The sequence below is a fragment of the Peptostreptococcaceae bacterium genome (assembly GCA_016649995.1).
GTDB lineage: Bacteria > Bacillota > Clostridia > Peptostreptococcales > BM714 > BM714.
The window spans coordinates 102,660-118,655 of sequence record JAENWJ010000001.1; the positions used below are offsets into that span (position 1 = coordinate 102,660).

Sequence of the window (15,996 nt, forward strand, 5' to 3'; positions counted from 1 at the left end):
ATACCGTCCTCCTTTTAAAGTTTGAAAACGTCATGGATTTTTTCCGTGGCTGCTTTTACATCGCAGCTGTCAATTATTAGCGATATTGTCGTATTAGAATCCGATGTCTGAAAGACATCTATGCCAATGTTGTCAAGCGAGTATAGAAGGCTTGACATAATTCCGGGGACTCCATGTATTGCTTGCCCTACAATTGTAAGCTTTGAGCATTCTCGCCGCAGATCATATTTAATTTTTAAATTAGCAAGAATCGAATCAGCGAGTTTTTGTTTTTCTTCGTCGATTGCAAAATATTGACTATTCTTGCATAAATTTATCATATCAATGCTAATTTCATTTTCAGATAAGCGTTTAAGCAAATCAAGAATGGTAGAGCTTGATTTTACACTGAGATTGTATTGGATGAGTCCATCCTTAGAAACAATAGCAGTCAAAAGTTTCTCTTTAGAATATGGGGAATCAATTTCTTTTGATTCTGTTATCACTGTTCCATGAATACCGATTGGAGAAAATAAAGATTTTACAAACAATGCAATACCGTTTTCCTTAGCATAGGATACAGCTTTGAAATTCACGACTTTTGCCCCGCTTTTTGACATTTCGCATAATTCGTCATAAGAAAGAGTTTCAATTAAATGTGCTTTGTTTGTTATTTTGGGATCAGCGGTTAAAACTCCCGAAACATCCTTGAGTATATAAACCTTTTTCATATTTAAGGATTTAGCCAAAACCACGGCAGAATAATCACTTCCACCTCGGCCGAGCGTTGTAAAAAAACCATTCGGATCTATGCCTTGGAAACCGGTGACAATGACAATATAGTCTTTATCAATCCATTTGAGAATATTTTCAGGGTCCATGCTTTCAACATTCGCTTCTCTAAAGCGTGAATCTGTATGAATTCCTGCCTGGCTGCCATTAAGAGCTATGGATTCATATCCCATTTTCCGTATTGTTTCAGATAAGATGGCTGCAGAAATTATTTCTCCGCAGGAAGCAATCATATCCATGTTGCATCTTGAAGCATCCGGATTTTCGTCTATTAGCATATTTATAAGTGTATCAGTAGCATAGGAATCGCTTAATCTTCCCATTGCTGAAACTACTACAACAGGAGACTTTCCAGAATGCTTCATTTCTATAACCCTAAGTGCTGCGGCATGTCTTTGCTCAAATGTTTTTAGAGATGTGCCTCCAAATTTCATTACAGCTATGTTTTCATTCATGGTATGAATCTCCTAAATGCCGGTAGATCCAAATCCGCCGGTTCCTCTTTCGGTTTCGTCAATTGTCTCTACTTCAATCAAATCGACTCGCTCATATTTGTTTATTACCAATTGAGCAACTCGGTCGCCATTATGGATGGTGAACGGTTCATTGCTTAAATTTACTATCGCTATTTTGAGTTCTCCGCGATAATCACTATCGATAGTTCCTATTCCGTTTACAAGGCTTATTCCATGTTTTATGGCAAGCCCGCTTCTTGCCCTTATCTGACCTTCGAATCCCTTTGGTATTTCAATGAAGAGCCCGGTTGAAATCAATGTTCTTTGAAGAGACTTAATAGTAATGGAATCTGCAAGAAACGCTTTTAGATCCATACCTGCGGAATCCAATGTTTTATATTCCGGCAATTTGAAACTTGACTTATTAACTATTTTTAATTTCATGCAAACTCTCCTTATCTTTTTTTATATTTTAGCATAAACAAGGAATGAAATGGTAAAAAAAAGCATGACCGAAGTCATGCTATGATTTTTTATTGTCATCTTCTTTTTCTAACAAGGCTTTTCTTGACAAATTTATTCTTCCCATTTTGTCGATTTCTTTTACTATGACTCTTATTTCATCTCCAACCTTAAACTTGTCTTCAACTTTTTCGAGTCTTTCAGCTGTCAATTGGGATATATGGCAAAGTCCGTCTTTTCCGGGAAGGAGTTGCACAAATGCTCCAAAAGGCATTATTTTTACAATCTTGCCATTATAAACTTCTCCTACTTCGACATCTTTAACAATGTCTTCTACGGATTTCAGTGCTTGTTTTCCGCTTGCTTCATCGGTTGCAGTTATCAAAACACGCCCGCTGTCGTCAATGTCCATCTTGGCGCCGGTTTCGGCTATTATTCTGTTAATAACTTTTCCTCCAGGTCCGATGATATCTCGAATTTTTTCGGGATTAACCATCATGCTGAATACTCTTGGAGCATACGCTGACATTTCAACTCGCGGCTCTGAAATTATTTCATTCATCTTGTCCATTATAAATAGTCTTCCATCTCTTGCTTGTTTCAATGCGGTTGCAAGGATTTCGCGATTAATGCCATGAATTTTTATATCCATCTGTATTGCAGTGATTCCATCCTTTGTTCCTGCAACCTTGAAATCCATGTCTCCAAGAAAATCCTCAAGGCCCTGTATGTCTGTAAGAATGGATATATCATCGTCTTCCTTTATAAGACCCATTGCTATTCCTGCTACCGGCTTTTTGAGCGGAACGCCTGCATCAAGAAGCGAGAGTGTGCTTCCACATACACTTGCTTGAGATGAGCTTCCGTTTGAACTCAACACCTCGGAAACCACACGTATTGCATATGGGAATTCTTCCTCTGAAGGGATAACTGGCAACAACGCTCTTTCAGCCAAAGCACCATGACCAATTGCTCTCCTGTTTGGTCCTCTCATAAAACCGGCTTCTCCAACTGAGAAAGGCGGAAAATTGTAATGATGCATGTATCTTTTTGTTTCCTCAAGGCCTATGCCGTCGAGTCTTTGAGCGTCACCCAAGGCTCCAAGTGTTGTTATCGAAAGAGCCTGTGTTTGACCTCTAGTGAAGAGTCCTGAACCATGGGTTCTTGGCAAGAGTCCAACATTACAGGTTATTTCTCTTACCTCGGTAAGAGCTCTGTTATCAGGCCTTATCTTATCCTTTGAAATCATACCTCTTACAACTTTTTTCATCATACTTTTTATTATGCTATTTATGTCATTCTTATTTTCAGGATATTTTTTTATGAATTCGTCAAATACTACGGCTTGAACTTCATCCATTTTTTCCTTGCGTTCCTGCTTGTCTACTGTTTTGACGGCTTCTTTCAATCTATCAAAACCGAAATCGAAAATTTCTCTTTTTATTTCTTCGTCAGGTTTGAACAACTTGATTTCCATTTTTTCTTTTCCCACTTCAGCAACGATTTCATTTATGAATCGAACAATTTTCTTAATCTCTTCATGCCCGTACAATATAGCTTCAAGAACTTTTTCCTCTGACACTTCATTTGCTCCGGCTTCGACCATCATAATGGCTTCTTCAGTGCCGGATACAACCAAATGCAAATCTGATTTTTCAGTTTGTTCACTAGTTGGGTTAATAATCAATTCATCGTCGATTAATCCAACAAAAACCGATGCTGTAGGACCTGCAAATGGTATGTCCGAAATGCTTAGAGCAATTGAAGATCCAATCATCGCAACTATATCTGGAGCACAATTTTGGTCTACTGACAAAAGTGTAGCCACAACTTGTACTTCATTCCTGAATCCGTCAGGAAACAGCGGTCTTATAGGCCTATCGATCAAGCGATCTGTTAGTATCGCTTTTTCAGAAGGGCGGCTTTCCCTCTTAATGAATCCGCCGGGAATTTTTCCTACAGCATATAATTTTTCCTGATATTCTACGCTCAGCGGGAAAAAATCGATACCTTCTCTGGACGATTTGGATGTACATGCAGTAACAAAGACTACAGTATCGCCATATTTCAACCAAGCAGCACCATTAGCTTGCTCGGCTACCCTACCCACTTCAACTTCCAGCGTTCTGCCGGCTATTTCAGTTTTGAAGTTTCTTATCATAGTTTCCTCCTTGTAAAGCTTTTCATTATTTTATTATTTATAATCAATTCTATTTTATTGAGCATTTCCCTTTATTTGAGAGTATAAAATAATAGAGCGGGACAATCCCGCTCATAATTATTTTCTCAGGCCAAGTTTTTTAATGAGTGTTCTATACCTTTCGATATCCTTGCATTTCAAATAGTTCAGCATGTTTCTCCTGCGACCAACCATTTTAAGCAAGCCTCTTCTCGAGTGGAAGTCCTTCTTATGCTCCTTAAGATGTTCATTCAAGCTGTTGATTTCATGAGTAAGAATAGCGACTTGCACTTCAGCGGAACCCGTATCGTTTTCGTGAGTTTTATACTCATTGATTATACCGAGTTTCGTTTCTTTTGTCATTGACATATTATTTTCACCTCCGTTTTTTATCCGCCCCAGCCTTGTATGACGTCGGTGATTCGTCTAACAAAGCAAGAGTTTCAATCGCGTGCAATCTATACTAACATAATTGGTCCTTAAAGTAAATGTTTTCAAAATAATTCCTCGAAAAATCGACATCTTTTCTAATTCTATCGGAAAGATGACTTAATGAATTGAATTTAATCTGGTCTCTTATTCTAGCAAGAAATTTCACAGAAATTTTTTCCCCATAAATATTTTCGTCGAAATCTAAAATATGCGTTTCAACCGAACACTCATCGTCATCGAATGAAACATTTTTTCCTACTTTTGTAACACTTTTATAATTCTTATTATTAACGGTTAAAAGAGTTACATAAACCCCCTCTTTAACCGAGCAATAATTGGTTTCTTTCGAAAGATTGGCGGTAGGAAAACCAATCTTTTTGCCATTACTTTTTCCGTGTACTACATGGCCTTGAAGTTCGTATGGACGTCCTAAAAATTCATTTGCCTTTTCAACACGTCCCTCTTCAAGATGCTTTCTAATAAGAGTGCTGCTTACAATCTGCCCATTGATTCTTATCGGTTCAATAACTTTCACCTTGAAGAATCCTTTTGATTCATATGTTTTTAAAAGATTTACATCTCCCTCAGCTTTCTTGCCAAACTTCCAATCATAGCCTACTATTATGTACTTCATTTTGAGCTTCCCAATAAGTATTTCCTCAATGAATTCTTCAGCTTCAATATTCTTGTGATAATCGTCGAATTTTAGATACAACAAATAGCTTGGGTTGTATCTTTGTATTATATCAATCTTTTGGTCAGAGCTTATTATTAATTTGGGTCGTTTTCTTATTCCTGTAAACAAATCCCTTGGGTGGTTTGAGAATGTATATAAAATGCTTTTAAGGTTGTTTATTTCTGAAATTTCAATTAATGTCATAATAAGTTTGTCATGCCCTATATGGAATCCGTCGAATGTGCCCAGTGCAACGGCAGTATTTTCATATATATCGTTTATTTCACTGAAAGTTTTGTATAATTTCATCATTCTCTCCTGATTCATACAAGCAGTTTATCAATTTTAACGCATTCGGTTTTATCTTTTTGATCAATGGAAAAGACTTTGCCTATTCCAACAAATTTATCTCCGGAATAAACTTTATAAGAATCCCCTTCTTCATGCTTAAGCGGTACGATTATTGTGTTCCCATTAAAAAGCTGCATGTAAGAAGAATCATCCACATGGATTTCTCTTAATGCATATAATGCTTTATCAATTTCTATTGTCTTTTCTAAAAGGTTTTCATGGTCATAAGGTACGGCATCGTTCAAATGAAAAGGCCCTGATTTGATTCGTAGAAGAAATGACATTACGGCTCCACATCCTAAATTTTCGCCTATATCATTGCAAAGTGTTCTGATATAAGTTCCTTTTGAACAATGGACATCAATCATTGCCTTGGTTTTTTCGAAACTTATAAGTTCCAAGGACTTTATTTCAATTTCACGCAATTTTCTTTCTACTGTTATGCCTTCTCTAGCTAATTCATAAAGTTTTTTTCCTTTATGTTTAACCGCTGAAAACATAGGCGGCTTTTGAAGTATTTTTCCCCTAAAGGGTTCCAAAGCTTTTAAAAATTCGTCTTTTGTAGGAAAGGAATCTGATTCTTCTAGAATTTTCCCCCAAATATCTTGAGTGTCCGTAGATATTCCAAAAGTTATTTCAGCTCTGTATACCTTATCTTCTGAAAGCATATATTCAGATATTTTTGTGGCCTTTCCTAAACATATGGTCATCAATCCACATGCCATAGGATCCAACGTCCCAGTATGTCCAACCTTGCTTTGGTTATGCGAACGTCTTATATGATTTACCACATCATGAGATGTCATGTGTGGAGGTTTAACAACATTTACAATGCCATTGACATATGAATTAGAAGCCATTTTGAGTTCCTACCTCTTCGATTAGCAATCTACTGGTTTTTTCCATAGGGAATTTCGAAACGAAGCCCGCAGCGTTAATGTGTCCTCCTCCGCCGAATACTTCAGCGATTTTTGAAACATCAAAATTTCCTTTTGAGCGCATGCTGACTTTGACAGTATCCCCAACTTCTTTTAGTAATAAGGAGATGTCTACTCCGCTTATATTTCTTGCTCGTTCAACTATTCCATCAGAAGCTGTATGATTTACTCCGTTCTTTTCAAAAAGCGATTTATTGATGCAAATCATCGAAACATGATTTGCATAATACAATTTCATAGAAAGGAGTGCCTCGGCTTCAAACATGACCTTGTCGAAAGATTGATTTTGATAAAGCTGGATATTTAAATTGTCTATATCTATACCTTTTTGGAGAAGATCGGCTACGATTTTCATTGTTTCGGAACTAGTATTGCTATATAAAAAACGTCCTGTATCGGTTGCAATCGCTATATAAAGACTTTCTGCCATTTCGTTAGTTATTTCGATTCCCATGGATTGAATCAATCGATAGATTATTTCTCCCGTAGCGGCTGCATCGGGAATTACAATATTAAGAATTCCATAATTATCATTTGTTCTGTGGTGATCGATGTTAATAAGATCCAATCCGCTTATTGTTTCAAATGGAATGGAAAGGCGATTCTTGTCACTTGCATCTACCGATATAGCCAAATCTGCAGATGCAACAAAATCCGTTGCATCTGAAAGACATTCCGTTCCGATGAACGAAATGTCGTCAGGCAACGGATCGATGTTATGAACGCAAGCAATTTTACCCATGTTTTGAAGCGCTAATTTTAAAGCAATTGATGAACCTATCGTATCCCCGTCAGGCATTATATGTGGAATAATAAGAATTTTTTCAGCTTTTTGTATTCGCTTGACTATATCAGTAAACATTTTAGCCCTTTCCTAGTCCATCTATAATCTGGCTCATCCTTATACCGTTCTTTATGGAACTGTCTTCCTTGAAAATGGGTTCAGGAGTATATCTTAACTTAAGTTCTTTTCCTATTTCCCTACGGAAGAAACCCTTTGCCTTGTTCAATGAGTTAACAATTTCAGTATCGGAACGGTTACTGTCATAAGCGCTTATATATATGAAAACAAACCGGTAATCCCCAGTAGTTTCAACATGTGTTACGCTTGTTAGTTTTGGTATTCCCGGGTCTTTTATTCCGTTAAGCAAAAGACCCGCAACTATTTTTTTTATTTCTTCTGAAACTCTCTGTGTTCTTTTAACCTTCATTTTCACACCTTCTAATCTCTCTTTACCTCTACAATTTGAAATGCTTCTATTGTGTCGCCAACTTTTATGTCATTAAAATTCTTAATACCAATACCGCATTCAAATCCTGTTTGCACTTCTTTGGCATCATCCTTGAACCTTCTGAGAGAACTGATTTCGCCTTCATGTATGATGATTCCATCTCTTACAATTCTAGCTTTAGCATTTCTCGCGATTCTCCCATTTGTTACATATGAGCCAGCGATAAATCCAATATTAGGAACTTTGAATGTCAATCTAACTTCTGCATTTCCAATAACCTCTTCTTTATAAATAGGATCGAGCATTCCTTTGATAGCAGATTCAATATCCTCAAGGGCTTCATAAATAATTCTGTAAGTTTTAATTTCAATACCTTCATTTTTGGCTATTGCTGCCACCGATGGAGCAGGCCTTACATTGAATCCAATTATTATAGCACTTGATGCCGAAGCCAATAGTATATCGGACTCGTTTATTGTACCGACAGCGCCATGAATCATATTTACATTCACTTCGTCAGATTCGATTTTCCCTAGTGATTGTCTAATTGCTTCTACCGATCCCTGCGCATCTGCTTTAACGATTATATTTAATTCCTTAACATTGCCTTCTTGTATTTTTTCGAAAAGGTTTTCCAATGTTACATTTTGCACACTTCTCAAATTGGCTTCTCTTAGAACCATACGTCTTTCATCGGCAATATTCCTTGCTTTTTTATCATCTTCAACTACATAGAATTTTTCGCCAGCTGTGGGTACATCAGACAAACCAATGATTTCTACCGCAGTTGCAGGTTTTGCTTTTTTGATACGATTTCCTTTGTCATTTACCATAGCTCGTATTTTTCCGTGGCAAGCACCTGCTACCAATGCGTCCGATACCTTTAGCGTACCGTTTTGGATAAGTACGGTAGCTACCGGACCTCGTCCCTTGTCAAGACGCGCTTCTATTATAACTCCGGAAGCGACTCTTTTTGGATTTGCCTTAAGTTCTTGCATATCAGCAACCAAAACAATCATCTCAAGTAATTCATCAATGCCAGTTCCTTTGATTGCTGAAACTTCAACGCATATTGTACTGCCGCCCCATTCTTCAATAAGCAGATTATTGTCCGCAAGCTCTTTTTTAACTTTATCGGGGTTTGCATTATCTTTGTCTATTTTGTTTATCGCAACAATTATTGGAACATCAGCAGCTTTTGCATGATTTATAGCTTCCATTGTCTGAGGCATCACTCCATCGTCGGCAGCTACTACAAGCACAGCAATATCGGTTATCTTTGCACCTCTTGCCCTTAGTGATGTAAATGCTTCATGTCCTGGTGTATCAAGAAAAACAATTTTTTGATTATTAATGTATACTTCAGAAGCACCGATGTGTTGCGTTATTCCGCCTGCCTCGCCATCAGTCACCTTGGTTTTTCTAATTGCATCCAATAAAGAAGTTTTACCATGGTCTACATGCCCCATTACAGTTACAACAGGCGAGCGTTTTTCATAATCATCTGGGTTATCTTCGCCCTGATCAATGAAGAACTCTTCTTCTTCTTCTTCGTCTTCTTTTTCAAGAAGGATTCCATAGTCATTTTTGGCAATTAAAGCCGCAGTTTCAAACGGCACTTCTTGATTGATGGAAGCCATTATTCCTTTAGACATCAAATTGACTATCAGATTATTGGGCTGCTCTTCAAGTATTTCCGACAATGCACTTACGATTATTGTATTTCCGACCTTCACTTTTTTCATATCGATATTGTCGCGGTTATCGATTTCTACCGTTTTTTTGGTATTTGAAGCTGTTTCCGAAGAAAGCAGTTCTACTACCATGGTTGCTTCTTCGCTACTCAATGAACTCATGTGATTAGTTGCATCGATTCCCAATCCATGTAGCTCTTCTATCAATTCTTTGTTGCCGATTTCCAGTTCTTTTGCAAGCTGGTATACTCGTATTTTCGACAAATCAACACCTCCAATTAACTCTTCCTGTACAATTCATAGTACTTTTTTATGGCATAAGCAAGATTTTCATTGCGGATACCAAACACCTTTTTATTTGACAGCCCGGTTTCTTTATTTAAAATAGAGCTGTGTTCAAAAATAATTATAGTTGATTTTTTATTGCATTTGTTTTTCAAGTTTCGTAATGATCCTTGAGAAATATCTTTTGCTGCTATTATTAATCTTAAATTTCCTTTTTTGCTTTCATTTACGCAGGCATCAAAACCGGCAATCAAATCTCCGGATTTTCTTGCGAGACGGATATAAGTGAGAATTTTTTGTTGGTTTTCATTTTCTTGATTATTCTCTGACATTTTTTCTAATCTCATCAATTATTATATCATATATTTCGTTTTTAACTTCCATGGAGAAAGCTCTATTAAGCGCCTTGCTTTTTCTTAGTTTTTCTATACATTCCTCATTGGGACAAACATAAGCCCCTCTTCCATGTGCTTTTCCTGCAAAATCAACCTCTATATTATTTTCTTTGTTCTTTACAATCCTTATCATTTCTTTTTTGCCGAATTGCTGGCCGCATCCTATGCATTTTCTTAATGGTAACCTCTTTTTTTTCATGGAAATGCGCCTCCTATACTTAAAAAATACATAATGTTAATACTTGTCTTATTCCTTATCCAAATTACTGGAAACAATTCCTTCCTTTGAATCATTAAGTTCAAAGGATTCATCATTCTTAGCAGCAATGATGTCATTTTTATTTATATCTCCATATTGCGATTCGCTCTTTATGTCAATTTTCCATCCTGTTAGTTTTGCAGCAAGCCTTGCATTTTGTCCCTCTTTTCCAATTGCCAGTGAAAGTTGGTAATCGGGAACCACAACTGTGGCAGACCTTTCAGATTCTCCAACATCGACTTTGGTTACCTTAGAAGGGCTTAGTGCATTTGCAATGAATTCTCTCGGATCATCGCTCCACTTAATGATATCAATTTTTTCTCCATTCAGTTCATTAACGATATTTTGAACTCTAGCTCCCCTTTGACCAACACATGCACCGACCGGATCGACATTTTCATCAGAAGAATACACAGCAATTTTTGTTCTTGAACCAGCTTCTCTTGAAATACTTTTGACTTCTACAATTCCATCATGAATTTCGGGTACTTCCAATTCGAAAAGTCTTTTCACCAAACCCGGATGAGTCCGAGAAACAAGAACCTGTGGACCCTTGGTCGTATTCTTAACCTCGGTTATATATGTCTTTATTCTATCTCCTTGATTATATTCTTCCCTTTGGATTTGCTCACTTTGGAGGAGAAGAGCTTCTATTTTGCCAAGATTAATGAATGTGACTCCTCTACTGAAACGCTGTACTACGCCTGTTACAATCTCCGATTCGCGATTTACGAATTCATTGAATATGACATTGCGTTCGGCCTCTCGTATTCGTTGAACGACGACTTGTTTTGCTGTTTGAGCTGCGATTCTGCCGAAATCTTTAGGGGTGACTTCTTTTTCGACGACATCGCCTATTTCAAATGCATCATTTATTTTTTTTGCTTCTTCTAATTTAATTTCAGAACCGGGGTCTTCAACCTTTTCGACTACGGAAATTTGCGAATACACCATGACATTTCCGGTTTCATCATTAATGACTACTCTAACATTTTGCGAAGGACCAAAATATTTTTTGTATGCCGTGATTAACGCAACTTCAATTGCGTCAAGCAAAATCTGCTGATCAATACCCTTGTCCTTTTCTATTTGCTTAATTGCTTCAATCAAATCATTTTTCATTATTTTACCTCCCATCAGAATTCAAATACTTTCTTGACTTTAGCGATTTTATCTTTTGGGATGGACAACTTGGTTCCCTCCACATTTACTTCCAATTCATTGTTTTCCAATCCCAACAACTCACCTTTTAAAAGCTTTTTGCCGTTTATTGGCTGGAATAGTTTTATTTCCACAATTTCACCGGAATATTTGATAAATTCATGATCGCTTTTTAAAACTCTTTCAACTCCCGGAGAAGAAACTTCAAGAAAATAATTCTCTTCAATTGGGTCGGTTTTATCAAGATGACTACTAAGGTATTCGCTTACTATCTGGCAGTCACTCATGTCGATACCGGAAGGCTTATCTATATATACTCTTAGATAACGTTCCTTTCCTTCTTTTACAAACTCAATTCCAACCAATTCGTAATCGTTTTGCTTAATAAAAGGCAACAAAATTTCTTTTGTTAACTCGCTTACTTTTTTCCTTGCCATTTTATTCCCTCCTTATAAACAGAATAAAGAGTGGGCCAACCCACTCTTTAAAGCACACATACTTTATATGCTAAGTTTAACACACTCCTTCGTCTATTGCAAACCGAACATTTGCAGCTGATTTGTTTCGGGAAGCACTTCCATACAGCGATTTTCCCTTAATTTTTCAATTATTTTTTTTGAAAGCTTGGTTCTTGTTCTAATGTCTTCAAGAGAAAGGAAGGGCTCTTTCTCTCTTTCTTTAGCCAAACTATAGGCTGCAGTTTCTCCCAACCCTTGCAAACTAAGCAGCGGGCACAATAAACTTTCACCTACAATGCTGAATCTTTTAGGTTCGGATTTATAAATATCGATATTGCTAAAAGAGTATCCGCGGCTGTACATTTCATAAGCAACCTCAAGTACTGTAAGCTGGTCTTTTTCCTTTTGTTTCAAATCGCTTGAATTACTGCTCAATTCTTTCATTCTTTTTTTTATATGCGATAGACCCTTACAAATTAGTTCAGCGTCGAAATCTACAACCTTGTTTGTGAAATACGTAGCATAAAAAGCCAAGGGATGGTGTACCTTGAAATATGCAATGCGAAATGACATCATCACATATGCAGCAGCATGCGCCTTTGGGAACATGTACTTTATTTTATTGCATGAATCAATATACCATCCGGGCACATTGGATTCTTTCATTAAAACAACATCCTCTTCTCTCAATCCTCGTCCCTTTCTTACATTCTCCATAATTGTGAAAGCGTTCTTGTTTGGTAGCCCTTTTTGTATAAGATAGTTCATTATGTCATCTCTGGTTGATATTACGTCTTTTAATTCCGCCACGCCTGTTTTTACAAGGTCTTGAGCATTGTTTACCCAAACATCTGTGCCATGAGAAAGTCCGCTTATCCTAACCAATTCCGAAAAAGTTGTTGGTTTGGTATCCGCAAGCATTTGCCTTACAAATTTTGTCCCGAATTCCGGAATTCCAATCGATCCCATGTCAAAGTAATCCTTGTTTTCAACTAAATTCAAAGCATCGACACTTGTAAACAAACTCATTGTTTTTTTATCGTCAAGAGGAATTCCTACCGGATCCAATCCTGTCAATTCTTGAAGAAACTTAAGAGTTGATGGTGCATCATGCCCCAATATATCTAGCTTTAACAATCTCCCGCTTATTGCATGATAGTCGAAATGTGTTGTAATTACATCTGAATTGCTGTCATTAGCCGGCTTTTGGATTGGCGTAAACTCATGTATGTCTTTATAATGAGGAACTACCATAATACCGCCCGGATGCTGCCCCGTGGTTCTCTTGACGCCGGTACAGCCTTCCAGTAAACGGTTTATTTCATATTTGGAAACGTGTCTATCGTTTTCTTCCATGTATTTTTTTACAAATCCATAAGCTGTTTTCGTTGCTATAGTGCCAATTGTTCCTGCTTTGAAAACCTTTCCCTTTCCAAATAGTTCTTCTGTATATTTATGCGCAACGGCTTGGTATTCACCTGCGAAATTCAAGTCAATATCCGGTTCTTTGTCTCCTTCAAAGCCTAAAAATACTTCAAAAGGTATGTTTTGCCCATCTTTTTGCATTAATGTTCCACATACCGGACATTTTTTTGGAGGAAGATCTATACCGCTTCCATAGTCGTCGCCATCTAAAAATTCGCTGAAATTGCATTTGCTGCATAGGTAATGAGGAGGCAGCGGGTTAACCTCTGTGATACCACTCATTGTTGCGGCAAGGGATGAACCCACAGAACCCCTTGAACCTACAAGGTATCCGTCATTAAGTGATTTTGCTACAAGCTTTTGAGCAATGATATACATTACCGAATATCCGTTTCCGATTATTGATTGAAGCTCTCTTTCGAGTCTTTTTTCGAGAATCTGAGGAAGCGGATTTCCATAAAGCCGTATGGCCTTTTTATAGCACATTTTTCTCAATTCTTCTTCCGAGCCTGATATTTCCGGTGGAAATGTTTCCAATGGTATGGGTATTATGTTTTCAATGAGATTATTTATTTTTTCGGGATTTTCAATAACAAGCTCTTTTGCTTTATCCTGTCCCAGATAGCTGAAATCATCCAACATTTCATCGGTTGTTTTTAGATATAAGGGCGGTTGATTTCCTGAATCTGAGAATCCTTGTCCGCTCATCAATATTTCGCGGTTAATTGCATTTTCAGGTTCGACAAAATGTACATCGCCTGTTGCAACTACAATTTTGTCATTATCATTGCTCATTTGTATTATTTTTTTGTTTATTGCAATCAAGTCTTCTAAACCGGAAACTATCTTGTTTTCAATAAGAAAACGGTTATTTTCAAGCGGTTGCACTTCAGTAAAATCATAAAAAGAAATGATTTTGTTCAATTCATCATCTTTCTTCTGTTCAAGAATAGCTCTAAATAATTCTCCGGACTCGCATGCGCTGCCAACAAGGATTCCCTCTCTCTTTTTCGATAATTCACTTTTTACAATTCTTGGCTTCTTGTAAAAGTAATCTATATGAGACATCGTTACAAGTTCGTACAAATTGCGAAGTCCTTTTTTATTTTTTGCATACAATGTTACATGATAAGTGTTGGATTTTTTGAAATCAATTTTTCTTCTTGCTTCTTCATTTATGCAATCAAGACAATCACCATCATATTTCTCGAGCATTATTTTGAAAAGTTCGGCAGTAGCCATAGCATCATCCGATGCACGATGGTGGTTTTCAAGATTAATTTTCAAGCGTTTGCACAACGTTTTCAAATTGTAGCGCGTATAATCCGGAAAAATCATCTTAGCCATTTCTAAGGTATCAATAACCGTATTATCAATTGAGGATTCGCAAGCTTCCATTTCATTTCTAATAAATGTATAGTCAAACAAAGCGTTGTGGGCAACTATTGGATTGTTTCCAAAATATTCTTTCAGTTTGTTTGCAATTTCCTTGAAGGTTGGAGAATTTTTTACGGTTTCATCAGTGATTCCGGTTAATTCCTGAATATTTTGAGGTATTGACTTTTGCGGATTTATCAACAAATTTATTGAATCTACTATGCATCCATTTTTTATTTTTACTGCACCTATTTCAGTTATGCGGTCATTACTAAAAGAAAGCCCAGTAGTTTCTATATCAAAAACAACAAATGTATCTTCTATGGATATCCCACTACTCGCATCTTGGTTTGCAATAATAATCTTAACGTCATCGTTAACTAGATAGCCTTCCATTCCATAAATTGCTTTTACCTTATATTTTTCGCTATATTTATATGCGTCCGGGAAAGCCTGAACAACTCCGTGATCTGTTATAGCCAAGGCTTTGTGCCCCATTTCAGAAGCTTTTTTGAAGAGTGATTCGGTTGAAGAAACTCCATCCATACTACTCATATTTGTATGGCAATGAAGCTCGATTCTTTTTATAGATTCAGTATCTTTTCGATTATCTGTTTTAGGGATTTTTTCAAAAGAGTTTGTGAATAGTATATTTTCTCTTTCGAATTTGTCATACCGCATATAGCCTTTTATTCTGACCGCTTCGCCTATTTCAATATTCCCAAAACCTTTATCTTTAGCCTCTAAAAATTGTTTTGCTGCCAAAGTATTTTTATGATCTGTTAAATGTACAATTTCAAGATTTTTCCCGCTTTTTAGTACCTTTCTGTCTTTGAAAATAATAATTCCTTCCACGAGGACAGAGCTTTCTTCTTTAAGGAGAGCATCGCTTATTGAAGCGACTTTTCCCTTTAATTTATAGTTTGACTTGCCTCCAAAGTTTTTTGCGTTGCCAACTGATGAAAAATCACTTATAGCCTCTTTAATTTCAATTTCCTTTTCCGTTTCTGTTTGAAAAATATTTTCATTTTCATCATTTATGAAAGAAATGTCAGGTATTATCCCGCTGTATTTTCGTTTTAGTACTTGTTTTATTCTGCTTCTATTTATATCATTGTCCACCTTTAAATATATGCACAGCGTGGCACTTTCTTCGGCCATATCTTTCAATTCCATTTTTGATATGATGCCGCTTAAGTATGGAAATGATTTTTTATAGTTTAGAGTGAATTCCTTTAATAAATCAAGTTGTTTCTTGGGTTTGGGATTGAAAATTAGCTTTATTTCATTCAAAAAACCCAACTCTTTTTTAAGATGGGTTTTTAATGCTTCAGCTTTTTGGTTATCGCAAGGTTCACTTAGAAACACATAAAGCTGTTTTGATTTCTTTGAATAATTGATTTTCTTTATGTCGATTGAATTTATTGCAAAAGGTTTCTCCATGCT

General features: G+C 36.7%; 14 protein-coding genes. All 14 read right to left on the reverse strand.

Annotated features, from left to right (window positions below):
• Positions 1 to 14 precede the first annotated feature (14 nt).
• Positions 15 to 1,226, reverse strand: a complete 1,212-nt coding sequence (locus JJE29_00545) for an aspartate kinase (GenBank protein MBK5251125.1) — start codon at positions 1,224 to 1,226, stop codon at positions 15 to 17.
• A 12-nt stretch (positions 1,227 to 1,238) separates the two neighbouring features.
• Positions 1,239 to 1,670, reverse strand: a complete 432-nt coding sequence (gene dut / locus JJE29_00550; protein ID MBK5251126.1) for a dUTP diphosphatase — start codon at positions 1,668 to 1,670, stop codon at positions 1,239 to 1,241.
• Between the two features lie 79 nt (positions 1,671 to 1,749).
• Positions 1,750 to 3,849: a polyribonucleotide nucleotidyltransferase gene (gene pnp, locus JJE29_00555; protein MBK5251127.1), complete on the reverse strand. Its 2,100-nt coding sequence runs from the start codon at positions 3,847 to 3,849 to the stop codon at positions 1,750 to 1,752.
• Between the two features lie 117 nt (positions 3,850 to 3,966).
• Complete coding sequence (gene rpsO / locus JJE29_00560; GenBank protein ID MBK5251128.1) at positions 3,967 to 4,236, reverse strand: 30S ribosomal protein S15; 270 nt, start codon at positions 4,234 to 4,236, stop codon at positions 3,967 to 3,969.
• A gap of 94 nt (positions 4,237 to 4,330) precedes the next feature.
• Positions 4,331 to 5,284 carry a bifunctional riboflavin kinase/FAD synthetase gene (locus JJE29_00565; protein ID MBK5251129.1) on the reverse strand — a complete coding sequence of 318 codons (954 nt, stop codon included), beginning with the start codon at positions 5,282 to 5,284 and terminating at the stop codon, positions 4,331 to 4,333.
• 14 nt (positions 5,285 to 5,298) lie between these two features.
• Positions 5,299 to 6,186, reverse strand: coding sequence for a tRNA pseudouridine(55) synthase TruB (truB, locus tag JJE29_00570; GenBank protein ID MBK5251130.1), 888 nt, complete (start codon positions 6,184 to 6,186; stop codon positions 5,299 to 5,301).
• A complete protein-coding gene (locus JJE29_00575; protein MBK5251131.1) occupies positions 6,176 to 7,126 on the reverse strand; it encodes a bifunctional oligoribonuclease/PAP phosphatase NrnA in 951 nt (316 codons plus the stop codon). Before JJE29_00575 ends, truB begins: the two co-directional genes overlap by 11 nt.
• Position 7,127: 1 nt before the next feature.
• Entirely contained in the window at positions 7,128 to 7,475 is a 348-nt protein-coding gene (gene rbfA, locus JJE29_00580; GenBank protein MBK5251132.1) for a 30S ribosome-binding factor RbfA, read from the reverse strand.
• Positions 7,476 to 7,486: 11 nt separating this feature from the next.
• Complete coding sequence (infB, locus tag JJE29_00585; protein ID MBK5251133.1) at positions 7,487 to 9,454, reverse strand: translation initiation factor IF-2; 1,968 nt, start codon at positions 9,452 to 9,454, stop codon at positions 7,487 to 7,489.
• 14 nt (positions 9,455 to 9,468) lie between these two features.
• The gene (locus JJE29_00590) at positions 9,469 to 9,807 is read right to left on the reverse strand and encodes a ribosomal L7Ae/L30e/S12e/Gadd45 family protein (protein ID MBK5251134.1); all 339 of its coding nucleotides are present in this window, start codon (positions 9,805 to 9,807) and stop codon (positions 9,469 to 9,471) included.
• Complete coding sequence (locus JJE29_00595; protein ID MBK5251135.1) at positions 9,794 to 10,069, reverse strand: YlxR family protein; 276 nt, start codon at positions 10,067 to 10,069, stop codon at positions 9,794 to 9,796. The genes JJE29_00590 and JJE29_00595 overlap by 14 nt, the downstream gene beginning before the upstream one ends.
• Before the next feature lie 48 nt (positions 10,070 to 10,117).
• The gene (nusA, locus tag JJE29_00600) at positions 10,118 to 11,251 is read right to left on the reverse strand and encodes a transcription termination/antitermination protein NusA (GenBank protein MBK5251136.1); all 1,134 of its coding nucleotides are present in this window, start codon (positions 11,249 to 11,251) and stop codon (positions 10,118 to 10,120) included.
• 14 nt (positions 11,252 to 11,265) lie between these two features.
• Complete coding sequence (locus tag JJE29_00605; GenBank protein MBK5251137.1) at positions 11,266 to 11,727, reverse strand: ribosome maturation factor RimP; 462 nt, start codon at positions 11,725 to 11,727, stop codon at positions 11,266 to 11,268.
• A gap of 93 nt (positions 11,728 to 11,820) precedes the next feature.
• Entirely contained in the window at positions 11,821 to 15,993 is a 4,173-nt protein-coding gene (locus JJE29_00610) for a PolC-type DNA polymerase III (GenBank protein MBK5251138.1), read from the reverse strand.
• Positions 15,994 to 15,996: the final 3 nt, after the last annotated feature.